At 49.6% G+C, this 18,716-nt stretch carries 13 protein-coding genes; all 13 read left to right on the top strand.

What is annotated here, in order from left to right; genetic code table 11:
• Nucleotides 1–224: 224 nt before the first annotated feature.
• The 13 genes from AC0YN4_RS17760 (at nucleotide 225) to AC0YN4_RS17700 (ending at nucleotide 18,639) form a co-directional block, all read left to right on the top strand.
• Nucleotides 225–2,105 (top strand): cache domain-containing sensor histidine kinase, encoded by a 1,881-nt coding sequence (locus tag AC0YN4_RS17760; RefSeq protein ID WP_475836330.1) that lies wholly within the window; start codon nucleotides 225–227, stop codon nucleotides 2,103–2,105.
• Nucleotides 2,102–3,490 carry an ABC transporter substrate-binding protein gene (locus AC0YN4_RS17755; RefSeq protein WP_475836329.1) on the top strand — a complete coding sequence of 463 codons (1,389 nt, stop codon included), beginning with the start codon at nucleotides 2,102–2,104 and terminating at the stop codon, nucleotides 3,488–3,490. The genes AC0YN4_RS17760 and AC0YN4_RS17755 overlap by 4 nt, the downstream gene beginning before the upstream one ends.
• A 400-nt stretch (nucleotides 3,491–3,890) precedes the next feature.
• Complete coding sequence (locus AC0YN4_RS17750; RefSeq protein ID WP_475836328.1) at nucleotides 3,891–5,000, top strand: nucleotidyltransferase domain-containing protein; 1,110 nt, start codon at nucleotides 3,891–3,893, stop codon at nucleotides 4,998–5,000.
• 132 nt (nucleotides 5,001–5,132) lie between these two features.
• Nucleotides 5,133–6,770, top strand: coding sequence for a response regulator (locus AC0YN4_RS17745; RefSeq protein WP_475782407.1), 1,638 nt, complete (start codon nucleotides 5,133–5,135; stop codon nucleotides 6,768–6,770).
• Entirely contained in the window at nucleotides 6,751–8,574 is a 1,824-nt protein-coding gene (locus AC0YN4_RS17740; RefSeq protein WP_475836327.1) for a cache domain-containing sensor histidine kinase, read from the top strand. The genes AC0YN4_RS17745 and AC0YN4_RS17740 overlap by 20 nt, the downstream gene beginning before the upstream one ends.
• Nucleotides 8,575–8,788: 214 nt before the next feature.
• The gene (locus tag AC0YN4_RS17735) at nucleotides 8,789–9,727 is read left to right on the top strand and encodes an ABC transporter permease (protein WP_475782405.1); all 939 of its coding nucleotides are present in this window, start codon (nucleotides 8,789–8,791) and stop codon (nucleotides 9,725–9,727) included.
• 26 nt (nucleotides 9,728–9,753) lie between these two features.
• On the top strand, nucleotides 9,754–10,662 hold the full coding sequence (locus tag AC0YN4_RS17730; RefSeq protein WP_475836326.1) for a carbohydrate ABC transporter permease: 909 nt from the start codon (nucleotides 9,754–9,756) through the stop codon (nucleotides 10,660–10,662).
• 66 nt (nucleotides 10,663–10,728) lie between these two features.
• A complete protein-coding gene (locus AC0YN4_RS17725) occupies nucleotides 10,729–12,462 on the top strand; it encodes a type 2 periplasmic-binding domain-containing protein (protein ID WP_475782403.1) in 1,734 nt (577 codons plus the stop codon).
• 74 nt (nucleotides 12,463–12,536) lie between these two features.
• Complete coding sequence (locus tag AC0YN4_RS17720; protein ID WP_475836325.1) at nucleotides 12,537–14,312, top strand: alpha-L-fucosidase; 1,776 nt, start codon at nucleotides 12,537–12,539, stop codon at nucleotides 14,310–14,312.
• 515 nt (nucleotides 14,313–14,827) lie between these two features.
• Nucleotides 14,828–15,841 (top strand): sulfonate ABC transporter substrate-binding protein, encoded by a 1,014-nt coding sequence (locus AC0YN4_RS17715; protein WP_475782401.1) that lies wholly within the window; start codon nucleotides 14,828–14,830, stop codon nucleotides 15,839–15,841.
• Nucleotides 15,842–15,889: 48 nt separating this feature from the next.
• Nucleotides 15,890–17,035: an FMNH2-dependent alkanesulfonate monooxygenase gene (gene ssuD / locus AC0YN4_RS17710; RefSeq protein WP_475782400.1), complete on the top strand. Its 1,146-nt coding sequence runs from the start codon at nucleotides 15,890–15,892 to the stop codon at nucleotides 17,033–17,035.
• Nucleotides 17,036–17,047: 12 nt separating this feature from the next.
• Nucleotides 17,048–17,845 carry an ABC transporter permease subunit gene (locus AC0YN4_RS17705; protein ID WP_475782399.1) on the top strand — a complete coding sequence of 266 codons (798 nt, stop codon included), beginning with the start codon at nucleotides 17,048–17,050 and terminating at the stop codon, nucleotides 17,843–17,845.
• A complete protein-coding gene (locus tag AC0YN4_RS17700) occupies nucleotides 17,815–18,639 on the top strand; it encodes an ATP-binding cassette domain-containing protein (RefSeq protein ID WP_475836324.1) in 825 nt (274 codons plus the stop codon). The genes AC0YN4_RS17705 and AC0YN4_RS17700 overlap by 31 nt, the downstream gene beginning before the upstream one ends.
• Nucleotides 18,640–18,716: the final 77 nt, after the last annotated feature.

Genomic DNA, 18,716 nt, shown 5'->3' with positions numbered 1-18,716 from the left:
CCTCTGCACAGACCGAAATTCCCTCGGAAATGTTGCACAAAATGCAGCATTCTCCACTTTTGCGAACAAGACAACATACCCAACTACCCCCCCACCAATTCCGAGCCAACTGGCAGTTCAACTAATCGGTTAAAAAGAGCTGTTTGTCCGCTTCCGCTTCTCTCTGGTATATTGAGTGAGGTGGTGCAACAAGCAGTGAAGTAGAAGGAGCGGTCAGCGCATATATGAATCCCATCAGGCGGTTCTCACAACTATTCTCCTCATTTAGCGATATGCCGATGGAACGCAAGCTGCTGCTTGTTTTCCTGGTGCTGATTACATTGCCGCTGACGTTCATTGGGGCGGTTTCCTTTCGCAATTATTCCGATTCGATTGAACAGAACACCATCGCGTATTCCACTACGATGCTGGGCAACATGATGGACCGCGTGGATGATTATATCGACGATATGAGCCGGATTTCTTCCATTCCCGCCTATCAGGATGATATTAAGCAAAACCTGATCAAATCCGGCAAATACCATGAGCAGCGTGCGCAATATTCCTCGGATGAGAACAGCGGTGCACCGCCGATGGATTTTGATTTGCTGTTGGCGATTCAGCGCGGCATTGAAGGCAATATTTCGTTTATCAATACGATTAAGCGAGGCGCTACGTCGGTCTATATTTTCGATCAATATGGAAACGGTTACTATTCGACGAAGTCCGGCGGCATCCGCATGAACATTAAGGAAAGCTACCAGTACTGGATGGAGCGTGCAGCCGCTTCCAAAGGGGAAGCGCTGCTGATCAGCACCCAGAAGTATACAAGTAATTTGAAGAGTACCCGATATGCATTTACCGTGGTTCGCAAAATTATCGACAAATCGCTGCATGATATCGGCTTAATCGCCGTCGATGCCAACATCAACGTAATTGAAGACCAAATTGTCAAATTCGATGGGGTTACGCACGGCAAATCGTTCATCTTCGATGCACTCGGCAATGTGATCTACGATAGCGATAAGAAGTTGTTGGCCACGAATATTAGCGACATGCAGATGGTGAAGATGGCGCAAGGGGAGAAAGGTAGTTTCTATCTGGAGGAAAACGGCGAGAAGCATCTCTATATCTTCACCACTTCTCCGCATACGGATTGGAAGGTGATCACGTCCATCCCGGTGAAGGAGCTGACGCGCAATACGGCTGTCATCCGCAATGTGACGTGGATTCTTACGTTCTTAACGATTGGCATCGCGCTGCTCATCTCAATCTTCTTCTCTTTTGCACTGACGAAGCCGCTGCGGAAGATGATGAAGCTGATGAGAAAAGTACAAGAGGGCGACTTCAGCGTTCAATTCCAAGTCAAACACCGTGATGAAATCGGGCAGCTCGGCAACCAGTTCAACCGGATGATTCTGCGCATCGATGATCTCATTCGAGACATTTACCTGATGGAAACGAAGAAGAAGGAAGCGGAGCTGCATGCGCTGCAAAGCCAGATCAATCCTCATTTCATGTACAATACGCTGGAGTCGATTCGGATGGCCGCGGAGCTCAATGATGATACGGATGCAGCGGATATGCTGGCGATTCTCGGGAAGCTGCTGCGTTACAGCATCAGCGATCTCAATGAAGAAGTCATTCTCGGCAGCGAGATTAATCATATTCGGTACTACGTGGACATTCTGAATTACCGTTATCCAGGCCGATTCGAGCTGAAGGTAAATGCACCTGATGAGCTGATGAGCTACTCGCTGATTAAGCTCGTACTTCAGCCGATTGTAGAAAATGCGATTTACCACGGCATGGACGATAACAAGCCGAAGATGGTCATTGAGGCGTCGGCATGGAAGACCGAGCAAGCTGTATTCGTTCAGCTTACCGACGATGGAATTGGGATGGACGAGAAGACGCTGGAGCGTTTGAACGGTAGTTTGAACGGTGTGCTTTTGCTTGAAGGCGGTTATTCGGATTCGCATCGAACCGGAATCGGGCTGCGGAATGTCAATGAACGCATTAAGCTGCATTATGGTACAAACTATGGAATTCAAGTGAAGAGTCGGCCCGGCATGGGGACACAAGTGATGCTGCGGCTGCCTGTCGTGGGAGGAGAAGTGGAATGAAGATGCCGGTTCTAGCATCCAAACGTATCAAATACACCTTGGTAGCTGCTGTACTCGGCAGCTCCATGCTGACAAGCTGTGCATCCCATCAAACTGCTGACAAGACTCCGCCGCCTTCTCCTAGTATCAAGGAGGAGAACACAGATGGTTTGAAACAAATCACGATGCTGACGAATCGGGTTGACCTTGTGGAGAACGGCGTCTTTCAGAAGTACGCGGATAAGTTTGAAGCGAAGCATCCCGGTACACATGTCGAGTTTGAAGGTCTGACCAATTATGCCAGCGATATTCTCGTCAGGCTGTCGACGCGGAGCACGGGAGATGTGCTGCTGCTGCCGAACAACCTGCCTAATGAGGATTTGATCAATTATTTTGAGCCGCTGAATGATAGTCTCTTTGAGCATACACGGTTTGCCGATTTCAAATCCTATCGCGGTGAACGGTATGGGATTGCAACAGGCGCCGCTACGGATGGTATTGTGTACAATAAAACGGCTTTTCTGAGAGCCGGCATTACGAAGGTACCTGCGACACTGGAGGAGTTCTATGCCGCTTGTGCCAAGCTGAAGCGATTAGGCATCGTGCCAATCTATCTGAACTATGGCGCGCAGTGGCCGATGTCGTCTTGGGGTGAGAATTTAGTCAGTTATATGACCGGGAATGCGAATTACTTGAACCAGATGACAGCATCTGATCAGCCGTTCACCAACGAAAATCCATGGGGTCAGACAATTACAATTGTCAAAACCCTGATTAATAAAGGCTACGTCGAGAAGGACCTCTTCACGAACAACTGGGAGATGTCCAAAGGCGAGGTGGCTAAAGGAAATGCGGGCATGTATTTCCTGGGCAATTGGGTAATCAATCAAGTGATTGCAGCAGGAGGAAGCTCCGAGGATCTCGGTTTCTTCCCATTCCCGTATAATAACAATGCGGAGCGGTATGCGCCGCTTAGTCCGGATTGGTTTCTTGGTGTAAGCAAATTCAGCGAAAATAAAGAGCTCGCCGAAGCGTGGGTGAACTTCTTCGTGAAGGAGTCCGGTTATGTGGACGATTCCGGTTTCCTGCCGGTCGATATGACGAAGACGTCTCAGCTGCCGCAAATCCGGCAGTTTCTAACCTTTGATCCCATCTTCGTCGAACGGCAGCCGCCAAGCGATGATTTCTTGAATATTTCGGCGAAGGCCCAAATGGCATTCTGGTCCGGCGATTACGTCCAGGAGTGGGTCGCGGCGCCGGACCTGAAGGTATCCTTCCAGAGCTACAATGTGAGATGGGCAGAAGCAAGGAAGCTTGTACTGGGGATAGAAGTGTCGAATAAGAAGCAGTCGACTGAGCAATCGACGGATAACGCAGCTGTTGAAGAAGCCGATAAGAAGAAGTAGCAGCAGTTTCGCTTTATAAATAAATTGTAATATTTTCCCTCGTTAACTATACTGGGTATAACTTAAAGGAATGGTGGGATTAGGGCATTGTTGATCGAATAGGTTTCCAGGCAGCAGGTATCGCGTCATAGCGAACTGAATAACCATGAACGAGAGCGGTGTCGGCCTCCGGTAGAGTGAGGTTTGATTAGCTATGCGGACGTTTATGGGTGTCTGAATCGAACCTATTGATCATCATTGCTCCTTGTAGACTGTTCTAGTGAGACGTTATTTACGTCCCGTTAGGGTTGGCTATATTCGAGAAGCCGTGAATGAGCAATATTCATTCACGGCTTTTTGTCGTTCCTATGCTGCACTCTATGTTACCTAAACTAGATTTCATAACAAAGGAGGCTATACCATGCTTAATGTATTCGACGTTGCACAAACGCTAGTTAATCATATACGCGAGCGTTACTCGGAGGATGTTGCTCTTATTGCCTATTACGGATCATACGCACAAGGGACAGCGACAGCCCGATCGGACTTGGATTTCTTCTTCATCCCAACATCTGGAAGAGGTTACGATGCCAGCGTACAGTTTGTGCTGAACGACATCAGCTTTGATTTCTGGCCGATCAGTTGGGAACGCGCGGAGCGGATGGCGAAATTCGAGGAGCCGAACACGACGATCATCGCCGACTGCGAAATCTTGTATGTACGTTCCGAGGAAGATCGAACGAAGTTTCTAAAGCTGCGCGAGACCATCGCCGAGCTCCCTCAACAGCCACAGATATTCATCGAGAAGGCAGAGTCTCAGCTGCGTGAAGTTTATGTGCATCTCTATAAAATGAGCCGACTTCAGGAAGACAACATTTCTGTCCGCCAGATTGAAGCCCACGATGTATTGAATAAGCTGGTGTATGCGCTGGCACTGCTCAATCGAACGTATATGACAAGGGGCTGGGGGAAGAATCGCGAGCAGCTGCTGCAACTCCGGCTGCGTCCGGCTCGATTGGAAGAACAGATCGAATCCATCTTGCGCGCATGCTCATGCAGCGAAATCCGGGAAACCTGCGAGCAGCTTACTGCGGATACAGTTGCCCTATTGACGGAACAGAGAGCAGCCCTTGCAAGCGCTCCTTCTTACTCGGACCGTGCGATAGGTTTCTACGAAGAGATCAAAGGCATCTTCGACAAAATCAGAACGGCGTGCGAGAAGAATGAGTACTCCACGGTCTCTTATTGGTCCATACGCGTGCAGGATGAAGTCGCTCGTTTTCTCTACTTTTTTGAGAAAGGGATGTGGCCCGGTTCCTTGGAAGCCGGATTATCCTATCATTCCTACTATAACGAAGCAGGCTTTCCTAATTTATTAGCACTTCTTGACCCTCATCATCTCGTTTCGCTTCATGACGCCGTCGTGCGGTTGGATCAGCATCTCGAGCAATATCTTCTGTCCCAAGGGGTAGCGATTAACCGCTTCAACAATCTCGGTCAGTTTGAACAATTTCTGAATGAACGCGTTTAAGCAGCACGGGAACGAAACGATAAGCATGCCATAACCGGCATGCTTTATTGCTTTACAGGAATGCATCGGGAGCATAGAATATAGCTTAACGTTGTACCGGGGCATATTCTACACTAGAGGGCAGGGGTCAATGTGTTCGGTGTCATGATCGTCGAGGATGAGATGCTGGTCAGAATGGGATTGAAAAACGCGATCGACTGGTCGAGCTTTGGCATGTGTGTCATTGCAGATGTAGCTGACGGGGAGTCAGCACTCGACATCTACGAGAAAGAGAAACCGGACTTGATCATTACGGACTTGAAAATGCCCGGCATGAGCGGAATGGATCTGATTGCCCGGATCAGAGAGAGGGACAAAAGCACCAAAATTGTCATCTTAACCTGCATGGAGGAGTTTGACCTCGTCAGGCAAGCGCTCCAGCTGGGGGTATCCGATTATATTCTTAAGCTCACGATGACGATCGAACAAATCAATGTCATTCTGAGCAAAATGCAGCAAGAACTGTCCGCGGACGAGAGCCGTCAGCCGTCATCGCTTCCCAAAATCAGCGATGCGAATCGACATGTAATCAAAGAAAAAATTATGAAGGATTATATACTGTACAACGGCTATTCGGAACGAGAGTTCGAAGCGCTGGTTGAGCAGTATGACTTCCATCTTCGATCGGAACGCATGATCATGTGCGTGCTCGAAATGGACCATTTTGCCAAAATCAAAAAGCTATTTAAAGATACAAACGGCCAATTGGTCAAGCATACGATGTTGAACGTACTGGACGAGATGTTCCTTCATTTTCGTAATGGAGAAGCTTTCTGCGATGACGGAGCTAAGTACATCCTTATCTTCAGCTACAACAAGCTGGCGGAGGAGCGCATCATCCGAGAAGAAGTCCTGCACATGCTAAAAGAAATTGAAACCCCTTTCAAAACCTACTTCAACGCTACGGTATCTTACGGTGTAAGCGAAATTCGATCCGGTTATGGATCCCTGCGGAGCATGTATGATCAAGCCTTGAGTGCATTGGAAGACAAGTTCTTCGGCGGTACCGGGATCTACGGTCGTTATGTCGATTTTGACAGACAGGCGGTAACACAGGAGAAAACAGAAGAAATATTGAATATGAGCGAGCGAGTAGCGGGCATGACACCGGCTTTCCTCCAAGAATATGGCGACCGTTTCCGCTCCGTAATGAAGGAGCCATCTCACTCCAGAGCAGAGGTTCTGGAGAAGTTCTGTCACCTCGTCCAGTGGACGGTCAATAGCTTGAAGTTTCAAGAAGAAGGCAGTGAGCAAGTCATTCTTGCGGTCATTCAATCGATCAGGCAGAGTGAGACACTGGATGAAATTCACCGCAGCTTCTATGATTTTCTGTCGAGCATTGCAGCGTCCAAGAGAAAGAAAAGAGTCGTCAGCAAGGAAGTTAGGCTGGCGCTCGACTATATGGAGGCGAATTACAGCAGCGATCTGTCCCTTCAGCAAGCTTCTGTCTACGTGAATTTAAGTCCGAGTTACCTGAGCAGCCTGTTTAAGAAGGAAATGACGATTAATTTCATCGATTACTTAAATGAGATTAGGATCGAGAAAGCGAAGGAACTGCTGCTGGACTCCTACTTAAAGTCCTACGAAATTGCCGAAAGCGTCGGCTTCAAGGAGAACACCTATTTCTGCAAAATCTTTAAGAAGGTAACCGGCATGACGACAGGTGAATATCGAAAACAATGGCTTGTGGAGCAGGCGGAGGAACCGGAAGGTGAAATTATCGATCAGTAAGATCAGGAGGGGCTTCTTTCGCAGTATCGGGTTTGAGCTGCTTGTCTACTTCGTTGCGATCTGGATGATTGTTATGCTTCTTGGTTCTTATCTCGTTTATAATTCCTCGATTCATATTCTGCAGAAGCGCAGCGAGAAGTACATCTTCGAGCAGTTCAGGCAATCCGAATACAATATTCAGACGCTGCAAAATGAGGTCGAGAAAATATATCGCATTTTCTTGATCGATTCTGAGGTTCAGGAGTTTCTGAAAGCGGACAATATCGAGTCCACCTATGAATCGATCGAAATGCAGCAAAATGTGTTTAAGAAAATCAGTGATTTTACAAACAGCTATAATAACAGTCTTAATTCCATCTATGTGTTCACGAAAAACAGCATTATCGGCAGCAGCAAGACGAGAAGTGTCGTCAACAGCCATGGCAACGAGCACAAGCTCATCACGTCGGGCCTGTACGATCAAGCGCTGCAAACGTACCCGAATCCGGTGTGGTACGGCGGGATTACGGAGAATTGGTACTACGATATTGTCGAAGATACGAAGGACCCGGGTTATGTCGTCAGCTTCGTAATGGGAGCGCGAGCGCTGCTGGAGTCCAAGCTTTCCTCGGTGGTTGTGTTCAATATCGACGAACGGGAGCTGCGCTCGACCTATTCCAAGTTCATCAGCTCGCCAGACGATTATATGTATATCATGGATGCCAGCGGAATGATCATCTCCAGCACACGGAATAAGGATCTAGGCCAGAGAGCCTTATTCAAGCCGGAACCCGGTGTCGATTTCAAGAGCATCAACATTACGGAAGGGCGCACCAAGAAGATGGTGGTCTATTATCGCATTCAAGAAACTGGCTGGTACGTGATCAGGGAATTCCCGCTGGAGCTCCTGCAAAGCGACGTTATTGAACTGCAGCAAGTCGTGATCTTCGTATTTGTGATCAGCTTACTTCTGATTGTCGTCGTATTTGTATTCTCGATGCGAAGAATTACGAATCCGCTCAGCAGTCTGGCACGGAAGATGAAGGATATGGGGAAAGGAAATTTGGGGATCACGCTGCCGAATATTCCGAAGAATGAGCTTGGACTTGTTATCATGCGATTCAATGAGATGTCGCTTAACATTCAGGAGCTCGTGACGAAGAATACCGAGGTGGAACGCGAGAAGAAGGAGCTGGAGATAGAGGCGCTGCAAAATCAAATCAATCCTCATTTTCTGTACAACACGCTGAACATGATCAAGTGGATGGCGATGATCAACAAAGCGGACAATATCGTCGACAGCGTCGTCGCCTTAGGGAACATTCTGCACCCGCTCTACAGCAGCAATGAGCCGATGTGCACCGTCAGAGAAGAAATGAGCTACCTTGAGAACTACATGAAAATTATGAACTGGCGGTTTAATAACAAAATCAGCTATCGGTTCGATATTCCGGAGCATCTGGTGGACTATCGCATCATCAAGTTTATTTTGCAGCCGATCATCGAGAACTCGGTTGTACACGGATTGAGCAAGCAGGTCAACCGAATTGATATCGTCATTCAGATGAAAGAGGTCAGAGACGAGCTAATTGTCCATGTCTCGGATAATGGGATAGGGATCGCGGCGGACAAGCTCACCGGGATCAAGAACGGTTTGCATCAGCCAATCTTCAATCGAGAGCAAGAGAAGGTGGCGGGAATCGGGCTGCGTAATGTAAACCGAAGGATCATGCTCAACTTTGGCGAGAAGTATGGAATTACGCTGGAAAGCAGCGAGGGATTAGGAACAAAGGTCATCATCAGACTTCCAAAGTGGATGGAATGATCGATTCATACAAACAGCGGCCCGGAAACATTTCGAGCCGCTGTTTTTTTATGTTATCTAATAATCGAACAATTTTATCGTAAAAATGTTCAACTCGCCTCGCTTACCCCGCAAACCGGATCAAATATTACCATAAATCCGTTAAATCCGCTATTCAAGCTCGATTGCTGCCCTTGTATAGTTAACTTATCAAATGAGTAAGGAGAACCAACACATGAAAACAGAGGTCAGCGTATCGTACACAGCTTCTTTAAGGAAGAAGTTTTTATCTGACAGAACGAAGCTGTTTTTGCTCGGATTGCCGATTATTTTGTTAGTTCTCGTCTTTCAATATATACCGCTGGCCGGCTGGGTATTGGCGTTCTTCGATTACAAGCCGGGCATACCGCTAGCCAAGACGCCGTTCGTCGGATTGAAGTTTTTCGAACTGATCACGACAAGCGGTAATGACCTGCTGAATGCGCTGCAGAACACACTGGCGTTCTACTTCTTAAATCTCCTTACAAGCCCATTGCCGGTCATCTTCGCCATTCTATTATCTGAGGTGAAGCATACCAGCTTTCAGCGAATTGTGCAGACGATCATCACGCTCCCTCACTTTGTAAGCTGGGTTATCGTCTTCTCACTGGCCTTCTCGGTCTTCTCCAATGATGGCCTGCTCAACGAGCTGCTGATGAATCTGCACCTGATTAAAGAGCCGACGAATCTGCTCGGTAATGGCGACGTCGTATGGATCTTTCAAACGATGCTGGGGATCTGGAAGTCGCTTGGCTGGGGAACGATTATCTACTTGGCGGCCATTATCGGAATTGATCAAGAGCTGTACGATGCCGCGCATGTGGATGGGGCAGGGCGGTTCCGCAGAATCTGGCATATCACGGTACCCGGTGTAGCACCGACATTTATTGTATTGATGATTCTGGGCATGTCCAATTTACTCTCGGTTGGGATGGAACAATATCTCGTTTTCTACAACGGATTGGTGGCTGACAAAATAACGGTGCTCGATCTGTACCTGTACCGTACCGGAATATTGAACGCCGATTACTCCTACTCGACGGCACTCGGGATGTCGAAAACCTTCATCAGCATCATCCTGCTCTTCGCAGCCAACGGCCTGGCCAAACGGATCAGAGGGTACGGAATTGTGTAGCTTAGTTTGGTACAAGGAGAGAGAGCATGAAAACGTTAAATACATCTAAATCATCATCCGGCTTGTCCAATATAGGCTTCCAAATCGTGAATTATACGATCCTCACTTTGTTTATGCTTCTGTGCATTTATCCATTCTACTATATCTTCATCTACTCTATCAGCGGCTCGCAGGAGGCGATGACCGGGATCACATGGTTTCCCAAAGGATTCACGCTCGTATCCTATAGCAAGGTGTTCGAGTTTGACGGGATCTTGAGTGCAACGTTCATATCGGTTTCAAGGACTGTGCTTGGCACGCTGCTGACCACGTTCTTATGCTCGCTGTTTGCTTACTTAATGACCATTGAGCAGTTCCCGATGAGGAAATTCTTCTACCGGTTTCTGGTTATCACGCTCTATTTCAACGCGGGGTTGATTCCTTGGTATTTGCTCATGAAGAACCTGCACCTCAATGATAACTTCCTGCTCTACATCGTACCGGGTGCAATCAATGTCTTCTATATCATCCTGATCAAAACCTATATCGAGCAGCTGCCCAAGTCGCTGGAGGAATCAGCAAAGATTGACGGCGCCGGCTACTTCACGATTTATTGGAAAATCATTATGCCGATTTCTACGTCGATTCTGGCTACGATCGCGGTATTCACTGCGGTGGATCAGTGGAACAACTGGTTCGATAATTATATTCTCGTCAGCGATAAACACCTGCAGACGCTGCAATATGAGCTCTATAAGTACATTACGCAAGCATCCTCACTATCGCGGCAATCCGGGATGGAGATTAATAGAGGCGGTGCAAACGCAGTCTATATGACGCCGCAAACGGTACGCATGACGATCACGATGGTTGTTACATTGCCGATACTCTGCGTGTATCCGTTTATGCAGCGGTATTTTGTGAAGGGCATTATGATGGGCGCTATTAAAGGTTAAAGGCTAAGGATGGATTACCCGGTACGATGCGTACTGATAATCAATATTGAATGAGGAGGAAACGAAGTGAGGAGAAGAAAGGGTATCAGGGGTACTTTGATGGCAATGCTCGCTTTGTTGTTCTTGTTCTCAGCGGCTGCATGCTCGGGGTCAAACAATGGAAACTCGAACCAAGCAGTTTCGGAGAATACAGGATCAACTGATTCAGATGCGAAGGAAGCGCCTGCGCCGGAGCCGGTGACGATTACGATGCTGGTCAACCAAGCGCCTGCGGTTCCGTTTGCTGAAACCGAAGTCGGCAAAGAGATCCAGAAGAAGCTGGGCATCACAGTGGAGTGGGTAGTCGCCGAAGACGAGAAAATAAAGGTGCTGCTTGCTTCGGGAGATCTCCCGGACATCATCATGCTCAAGCCTGAGGATCAAGCGCGTGTTATCGAGGGCGGGCAAGTCATTGCCATGGATGACATGATCGAAACAAAAGGTCAGAACATCCTGAATAACGTACCTGAAGTCGTAGACTTCATGAGAAAGTTCCGCAGTAACGGCTCTAACAAGCTGTACTTCATGCCGGTGAACTCGGGGCCGGATATGATGGGCTTTGAAGCGAGCCTTGGTGTGGTTACGAGATGGGACTATTATAAAGAGCTTGGCTACCCTGCGATTACAAGTGAAGACGAACTGCTTAACATTCTTAAACAAATGCAGGATAAGCATCCGAAGACGCCTGAAGGCTACAAAACCTACGGTGTAGCAGCGTGGAATGACTGGGGATTATGGAGCTACTACATGCCGATGGCGATTCTGTACGGTTATGCCGATTGGGGCAATAACGGTTACGTTGTGAAATCCGATACGAATGAGCTCGTAAACAACTTCACAGATACTGAAGGGCCACTTTGGAAAACGGTAAACTTCTACTACAAAGCCAGAAAAATGGGGCTGCTTGATCCGGACTCCTTAACGATGCAATCCGGTGACTTCAGCGCCAAAATGGCAAACGGCTCGATTCTCTACTCTCCTGCGAGCTGGTTTAACGGCGGCTTTAACGGCAAGAACAATGCGAATGCAGTCGGCTATGCGACAATCCCGCTGGAATGGGGACATCAATGGAATGGCGCCAACCAATTGGGTTGGTTCGACAAGTCGCTCGGGATAACGAAGAACTCCAAGCATCCGGACCGCGCTATGGATCTTCTGAACTACCTTTGGTCGTATGAAGGCTCCCGCCTTGCTTACAGCGGCGTCAAAGGTACGGATTGGGATTTGGTATCAGGCGTACCGACAATCAGCGATGCGATGAATAAAGCGAAGATCGAGAACGGCGATGCGTTCAGAAACACAGGCGTTCGCGCCGCACAAACCGGTATCTACAATGGATTGGGTAACTTCGTTATCAATCCGGAAGATAAGACCGAAGTAGACTTGTTCAGCTCCGGCAAATCGTTCAACGGTCTGCTAGATCCGCTTACGAAGGATTTCAGCGATCATTACGGCGTATCTTTCCCGGCAGAAATTTTCCTCAAGAACGTAGAAGCAGGCAAGTCGATTAACCAGCAAAACATGGATACTCGTATTCCTGCTGCGCTTCCCAGCACGCCGGACGATATCTCTAGAATTGACGCCAAGCTTAAAGAATTGATGATCAAAGCCGTTGCGAAAGCAATTATGGCGGATTCCGATGCAGACTTTGATGAGATCAAGCAGAAGACGTTGGATGATCTGAAATCTAACGGAGTCGAAACCTCCAATACATGGTGGGTTAAAGCATGGGATGACACGAAAGCTGCAGTTAATCAATAAATGGCCGTGGGGCACATCGCTAAGCAGGACGCGGCGATGTGCCTCGTTTAATGAAAGGGAGAGTGGGAGTCGAAGTGGATACATGGAGGAAAGATCAGCGTTTGCAGCAGTGGTACCGCGATGCGCGTATCGGATTGTTTCTACATTGGGGGATGCATACGGGGGAGCATAAGACAGATCCGTTCGGGCAGGAATTTCGCTATATTTATGAAACGGTTGAGGCTTTCGATCAAGCTGTGGAAGAGGCAGGCTGGAATGCGCAAAGGTGGGTCAGTACGGCTGTGAAGCTTCGTGCCAAGTATATAACGCTGGCTACGTTTCACTGTCAGCAGGGTTATTTGAAAATATGGCAATCGGACGTGGCGGGGAGTCATAGCACGGGGCGGGACTATTTGCAAGAGATGCTGGATGCAGCTGAAGTTGCGGGTATCCGGATTATCGTGTATATAAACCGGGATTCGAAGAACGCCATTCACGGCGGGATCGAATGGTTGAATAAGGAGGATTATCGCGCCTATAAGCAGGATGGCACGCTTGATATTACTTCGCGTGAGGGCTATCTTGCTTATAGTATTGAGGTGATGGAAGAGTTGTTGGATCGCTATCCGAGCGTGGCCGGTTTCTGGTTCGATGGCTACCATGACAAGCTTGAAGCGCAGCACGTATTTGACAGGCTTCATCGGAAGCGGGAGGACATCATTCTCATCAACAATGATTTCAGCAAAGGGCCTGTTGAAGACGAGGATGCCATGGCGCTGGAGGATTTCGGTAAGGTATGCCAGCCGGATTATGATTGGGCAAGCGGCACATGGGTTGGACCAGGGGATAAGGAGTTTGCCTTCAAGGCCAAATGGGACTGGTGGTATTTGGGGGAAGGAAACGCTGCATGGGGCGGCTATGAGGAGAACTATGCGGACGTTCCGGACAATGCAACGCTTGTGAAGAAGATCGTTACAGTCGCAGGGACTTCTTGGAATGCCCATCTGGGGTACGGTCCGAAGATCGGCGGGGAATTTCCGGAGGTACTGGACAGCTTCACCGATCATTTTGACCGTTTCATGACTTGGGCTGAGGAGTCCATCTATGGCACGGTTGGAGGCGGCTATGATCAAGGCGGATTCCCGCCGGGACATTGGAATGAGGGGGCATATGGGATAACAACGGTCGTGCCCGGAGGGGAAACGCATTATCTGCATGTCCTTACCCCGCCTAGTGGGCAGGTTCTGATCTTGCATGATGCGGGCTATGATGTGCTTTCAGCCTCGGACTTGAGAACGGGCGAGCCGCTGCCGTTCGAGCAGAAGGATGGATATCTGATGATCGAAGTTCCATCATGGGAAACGGTTCGAGTTGATGGAGATCTGGTCATTAAGTTGACTGTGGCCTCGCAAGCTCGCCTTGTCCCAACAGCGCTGCTTGTTGCCAAGGCCAGCTCAGAGCTGCCGTATGCCTCGGCTGTCAATGTGCTGAACGATAACTATCAATCTTACTTCCGAGGACCGGCGATGCATACATGGCCGCAATCGTTGACCTTGCAGATGACCTCAGGTGAGGCGGAATACGAATGGATGGGACTTTGTGTCACACAGCCCGAGACCGGCGCCGTCCTTGATGGCGGCTATGCAGCTCCGATTGGCGAGCGGCTCAAAGCTTATGAGCTTCATGTCAGCCAAGACGGCGTGAACTGGGGCGAGCCGATTGCATGCGGTGAGCTGCGCAATCAGCGCGGCATGCAGATGATTGCCTTCAAACCGGTCAGCGGGGCGACACATATCAGGCTGACCGCACTGAGTAACCACGGCGGCACGGAAACGTTCCAGCTGATTAGCTTGCGGCTGGTGCATGTTTAGTAGAGGGTTGGCGGGGAGTGAGAGGCGAGTGCGATTCGATAGGCGGATTGCCAGTCGTGAAATGCTCTAACGAACCATACGGCGCTTATATGCCCGAAAACAGACCCCAAAAAATGCTAACAAACCGTTGAGGCGCTATTTGGTGGTTTGAGGGGGAAATGGAGCCGCTTTTCCGAAATAGCGCCCGTACGGTTCGTTAGATTTTCAGAGGTGAGGAATCCAGGTGAATAACGTCCCTACGGTTCGTTAGATTTTCGCGGAATTTGGTTAGAGGATCATCTTGAGATGGCGCAGGGGAAAGCTGCTCCATATCTTTGTTTTTAAAAAAAGGCTTGCCCATCACTAATTCATAGTTGACTTATCGGATTAATGTGTATATCATAAAACCAACAACAAATAGCAAGAAGCCTACCGGACAACCGGAGGTTTCCATAGCCGATACTCCTTTATGGGGATTGGACTGTGGAAGCCTCCGGTTTTTGGTTTGCAATCCAAGAAAAAAGGGGTTTTGAAAGATGACAACTACCACTAAATCGCTACGAGCCATCAGCTTGCTCGTGATTTCGCTTCTAAGCTTCGTCCTTATCTTATCTGCATGCGGTAAAGAGGGAAACAACGCCACGACGACTACAGGAGAAACGACGGAGACAACAACAGATGCCCCTAAAAGCACCAAAGAAATTCGTATCGGCTATCAGAAATACGGCACGGTTAATATTCTCAAAGCGCAAGGGACGCTGGAGAAACGTTACGAGTCCGAAGGCTACAAAGTGACGTGGACGGAGTTCCCGGGCGGACCGCAATTGCTTGAAGCACTTAATGTTGGCAGCATTGATATCGGGCACACCGGAGAAGCGCCGCCAATCTTCGCGCAAGCTGCCGACACGCCTCTTGTCTACCTGTCCCACGAGCCTGAAAGCCCGAAGAGTGAAGGGATTATCGTTCCGAAGGATTCCAAGATAGCGACACTCGCTGACCTGAAGGGCAAGAAAATCGCCTTGAACAAAGGTTCCAATGTTCACTATCTGCTTGTCAAAGCACTGGAGAAAGCAGGCGTGGATTACAAGGATATCACGACTGTATTCTTGAAGCCCGGTGATGCCAGAGTTGCGTTCGAGAACGGAAGCGTTGATGCATGGGTGATCTGGGATCCGTTCCTGGCTGCGGCTCAGACGGCAACCGGGGCGAAGCTGCTTACGGATGGAGAAGGACTTGTATCGAATATCGAATTCTATCTGGCTTCGCGTACATTCGCAGAAGCGAATAAACCGGCTATCGATTCTTTCATCGACGAGTTGAACAAGGTTGACGAGTGGTCCAAAGCCAATCAGAAAGAAGTGGCAGCACTTCTATCACCGCAGCTCGGCATCGACATTCCATCGCTTGAGCTCGCATCGGGCCGCAGAGATTACGGCATATCGCCGATCGACGACGCCATTATCGAAGCGCAGCAGAAGATTGCGGATACGTTCTTCAACCTGCAGCTGATCCCGAAAGAAATTCAGGTTAAGGATGCCACACTGAAATAATGGACTGAAATAATCGAACATTTAAATGTAGATGAAAGGGTGATTGAAATGGAAGTATTCTGGTTTATTCCGACACATGGAGATGGGCGTTATCTGGGTTCTGCCGAAGGAGCCCGCGCCGTTGATGCAACGTATATGAGGCAAATCGCGCAAGCTGCAGATCGACTTGGTTACAGCGGTGTTTTACTGCCGACAGGGAGCTCATGCGAGGATGCGTGGGTAGTGGCTTCTTCGCTCATATCGGCTACGGAGAAGCTTAAGTTTCTCGTTGCCCTGAGACCGGGCCTTATGTCACCGACCTTATCGGCCAGAATGGCTGCCACGTTCGATCGGCTTTCCGGAGGGAGATTGCTCGTCAATGTCGTGACAGGGGGAGACCCGGTAGAACTGGCGGCAGACGGCTTGTTCCTCGGGCATGATGAACGCTACGATCTGACGTCGGAGTTTCTGGAAGTATGGCGCAGGGAGCTCGAGGGAGAAACCGTTGATTTCGAAGGCACTCACCTGAAGGTAGAAGGCGGCAAAGTTCTCTATCCACCGGTTCAGAAACCTTATCCACCGCTCTATTTCGGCGGATCATCGCCGGCTGCGCAGGAAGTCGCAGCTGACCATATCGACGTCTATCTCACTTGGGGCGAGCCCCCGCAGGAAGTAGCGGAGAAGCTGGATCGTGTTCGTAAGTTGGCAGCAGAGCGTGGCCGCGAGGTTCGTTTTGGCATTCGTCTGCATGTCATCGTCCGCGAAACGTCCGAAGAAGCGTGGAAGGAAGCCGATCGCCTAATCAGCAAAGTCGATGAAGAAGCGATAGCAGCGGCCAAGAAGGTGTTTGCCCGTTACGATTCGGAAGGGCAGCAGCGGATGACGCGACTTCATGGCGGAGATCGAAGCCATCTAGAAATTTATCCGAACCTGTGGGCAGGTGTGGGCTTAGTCCGCGGTGGAGCTGGAACAGCGCTAGTAGGCAATCCCGCTGAAGTGGCTGCACTGATGCAGGAGTATGCCAATCTAGGTATCGATACATTCATACTATCGGGTTATCCGCATCTCGAGGAAGCTTACCAATTCGCTGATCTCGTATTCCCGCTTTTGCCTTTGAATCGATCAGCTACGGTGCAAGGCCCGACCTCGACCAGTCCGTTCGGCGAGCTTATCGCGAACTCGATCAAGCCGTCGGAACGAGCGCCGGTCAGCTAGGAGGGGGAGCAGATGAAGAGTCCAGCAGATAACAAGTGGAAAACCAGAACGCTATCCGTAGGACTTGAATGGGTCATTCCGATCCTGGTCGTGGTGCTGTGGCAATGGCTCGGAAGCGTGGGATGGATATCCTCCCGCATCTTGCCGACGCCGGTATCCGTACTCGAAGCAGGCGCTAAGCTCGTGCGAAGCGGAGATTTGTTCATCTATATCGGGGACAGCACGCGTCGTGCACTGATTGGTTTTGCAATTGGCGGCGGCATCGGTTTTGTCCTGGCCATACTGAACGGCTTGCTTCCATTATCGGAGAAGCTGACGGATTCCAGTATCCAAATGATCCGTACAATCCCGCATTTATCTCTTATTCCGCTTATCATCGCTTGGTTTGGCATTGGCGAACAAGGTAAAATTTTTCTAGTCGCATTGGGAGTAGCTTTCCCCATCTATCTGAATACGCTCCATGGCATAAGGTCGATTGATCCCGGCTTAATCGAGATGGGTCGGACTTATGGTTTGAGAGGGTATTCCCTATTTCGAACGATTATTTTTCCGGGTGCGCTCCCGTCCATCCTAGTTGGCCTTCGATTCGCGCTCGGCATTATGTGGATTACGCTGATCGTATCCGAAACGATATCCTCGAACAGCGGTATTGGCTATATGGCCATGAATGCCCGTGAGTTCTTCCAGATGGATGTCGTCGTGCTCAGCATCGTCATCTATGCTTTGCTCGGCAAGCTCTCGGATTGGATGGCAAAGCTGATGGAAAGGAGCTGGCTGAAATGGCATTCGCACTTCCGTCCAGGAAAATAAGCATCGAACCCGAAGAGAAGACGCCGCTGGTCGTGCATGAGGCACCTCGCGGACTTCAAGTAGACGTTCGGAATGCAGGCGTTCGCTTCGGCGATCTCGCCGTTCTGAGCGAATTGGAATTATCCATTCCATCCGGGCAATTCTTAGCCGTTGTGGGCAGAAGCGGCTGCGGCAAGAGCACGCTGCTGCGGCTGCTTGGCGGGTTGGAAGCCGCATCGCAAGGTTCGGTGACTTTCGGCGGTAAAACCACTTCCGGACTTAATTCGGATGTGCGGGTGATGTTTCAAGACGCTCGATTACTGCCGTGGAAATCGGTCCTCGACAACGTTCGAATCGGCGTGCCAGGGGGCGATCGCGCGAAAGCTATGGATGCGCTTGAACTCGTTGGACTCGCGGATCGTGCGAAGGAGTGGCCATCTGTGCTGTCGGGAGGGCAGAAGCAGCGTGTTTCACTGGCAAGGGCGCTCGTCGGAGACCCGAGTCTGCTGCTGCTTGATGAACCGCTCGGTGCGCTCGATGCGCTTACTCGAATTGAGATGCAGCAGCTGATTGAGCGGCTGTGGAGGGAGAGGCGATTTACTGCCGTCCTCGTGACGCATGACGTCAGTGAGGCCGTCGCTCTCGCCGATCGCGTGGTGCTGGTGGAGAACGGCACCATTGCGCAGGATGTCTCCATCGCCTTGGCGCGCCCGCGCGAGAAGGACAGCGGATTTACCCATTATGAGAACACCATCTTAGATCGCGTACTTGCGAGGCGGCAGCCGGACGGTGATCGTAACGGGTTCTCGATTTAAATTACAAAGAACTGACCTAGGCTAGAGTGCAAACTCTCAGGGTCAGTTTTTTATTGTCTTTATGGCAGTTATGGAGA

It is taken from the genome of Paenibacillus sp. J22R3 (assembly GCF_056269305.1).
Note: the sequence above shows the minus strand (reverse complement) of the source record. Positions and strands in the feature narration are given on the sequence as shown.